This window comes from Candidatus Frankia nodulisporulans, assembly GCF_902806475.1.
Lineage (GTDB): Bacteria > Actinomycetota > Actinomycetes > Frankiales > Frankiaceae > Frankia > Frankia umida.
Genome location: NZ_CADCWS010000440.1, coordinates 1 through 1933, shown reverse-complemented (window position 1 = coordinate 1933; position 1933 = coordinate 1). Strand labels below are relative to the sequence as shown.

Annotated in this window: 2 protein-coding genes and 1 pseudogene; 1 reads left to right on the top strand and 2 read right to left on the bottom strand. The window is 71.3% G+C overall.

Features of this window, described 5'->3' with window-relative positions:
- A pseudogene (locus tag G6R24_RS20595) lies at positions 1 to 510 on the top strand (hypothetical protein); the annotation flags it as partial.
- A gap of 18 nt (positions 511 to 528) precedes the next feature.
- On the opposite strand, the gene aat reads toward G6R24_RS20595, so the two are convergent.
- Together aat and G6R24_RS20585 are read right to left on the bottom strand one after the other, a co-directional pair.
- Positions 529 to 1545, bottom strand: a complete 1017-nt coding sequence (gene aat / locus G6R24_RS20590) for a leucyl/phenylalanyl-tRNA--protein transferase (RefSeq protein ID WP_163550784.1) — start codon at positions 1543 to 1545, stop codon at positions 529 to 531.
- 47 nt (positions 1546 to 1592) lie between these two features.
- Positions 1593 to 1933 (bottom strand): EAL domain-containing protein (locus G6R24_RS20585; RefSeq protein WP_163550783.1); only part of this gene is annotated, 341 nt, incomplete at its 5' end.

Sequence of the window (1933 nt, the reverse complement as noted above, 5' to 3'; positions counted from 1 at the left end):
ACGCCAGTGAAGAACTACCTCAAGTCCGCGGCTGGTTCCTACATCTTCTCCGGGCCGTCGCCGGTGGCGTCGCTGGCCACGGGGCTGGTCGGCCTACAGATCAACGAACGGCGCGGGGACGAGCTTCGCGCCCGCCTGTACACGCTGACCCGCCGCCTGCTCGACGGAATTCACCGGCTCGGGCTCGCCACCCTCAACACCAGCGGCTTTCCGATCATCGAGATTCCACTGCGCGATCCGGACCATGCCGCCGAGCTCGGTGACTTCCTGTACGCGCGGGGGGTGCTCGCCGGGGTGGTGCCGTTCCCGATCGTGCCGCGGGAGAAGGTGGGTATGCGGGTTCAGGTCACCGCGGCGAACACCGAGGCCGAGATCGACGACCTGCTCGCCGTTCTCGCCGACGCCCACGCCCGCTACCCTCTGGCCCTCGCCGATACCGACGCGGCGGCGGACGTCAGTGCTGCCCGGAACGTCGGTGCTGTCCAGAACGTCGGTGCCGAAGGCGTCTGAGTCGGGTCGTCCGGACGGTCAGCTGGTGGTGGGGGGAGCGAGCCGGCTGACCGGGAGGCGATCCCGGGTGAGGCGGACGTCCTCGTCGCGCACCTTGGCGAGCACGGCGAGATAGTCGCGGCGGGGGACGTCCCGGGCGCCGAGGGAGATCAGATGCTCGGTGGTGAGCTGCACGTCGAGCAGCACACCACCACCGGCGCGGAACCGGGCGTCGAAATCGGCAAGGGCGATCTTGGACGCGTCGGTGCGGGCGTGGAACATCGACTCTCCGGCGAACACACCGCCGATCCCCACCCCGTACATGCCGCCGACGAGCTCGTCGCCGTCCCACACCTCGATGCTGTGCGCCCAGCCCAGGGCGTGCAGCTCGGCGTACCCGTCGAGCAGCTCGTCGGTGATCCATCCCGACGTGCCGTCGCGCTGACAGCCACGCACGACATCGACGAACGCCTCGTCGATGGACGTCGTCCACCCGCAGCTGCGTAGCCGCTTGCGCAGCGACCGGCTCACCCGCACGCCGCCGGCGGGGATCACCGCCCGCGGGTCCGGGCTCCACCAGGGCAGGTCGTACCCGCCGGGCCGTTGCGGTGACAGATGCCGAATCCGCCGGGCCGCGACGGCCGCCCGCAGCATCCGGTAGTACTCGGCCAGCCCCCACTCCGCCGGCTCCGCCGAATCGGTCGACCCGCGCTGCCCGTCGGTGCCGCCGGGATGGTCGGTGCCGGTGGGATGGTTGGTGGCGCCGTAGCCGTAGACGCTCACGATGCCGTCCACCGCCTCGACCGGGGCCAGGTCGCCGGACCCGTCGATGGTGGCACCGGAGCTGGCCACCGCCGCGGCGGCGGGAACATCGGTGGCGTCGTCGGCGGGCTCGTCGCTGGGCCAGGGGAAGGCGCCGACGCGGTAGGCGCCGACGAGGGTCGCCGGGTCCATGGTGCCGCCGACGGCCACCGGGGCCCGGCGTGGGCTGCGGTGCAGGGAGACCCCGTCCCAGACGGAAGGCCCGACCGGACGTGGTGCCGCGGTCAGTGCCACCGAACGTCCCTGTCGCCGAACGTCCCCTGTCACGGGCGCGTCGCACCTCACTGTGTGACTCCCACCGATGCCTGGTCGGCGACCGTCGGGTGGTCCGCGGCAGCCGTCCGGGCCGTAGCTGTTGTCTGGTCCGGGTCTATCGTCTCCCGGCATCGGCGCAGATGTTCGGTAATCGTCTCGGCGGGACCGGGCTCACCAAAGAAATAGCCCTGGGCGAGATCGCATCCGACGTCGCCGAGCATCCGGACGGCCGCTGCCGTCTCCACCCCCTCGACGACGATGCGCAGCCCCAGCGCATGGGCGAGCCGGACCGTCGAGCGCACGATCTCCTCGGCCCGGATGTCATCGACCGTCCGGCGAAGAAACGACTTGTCGAGCTTGAGGACGT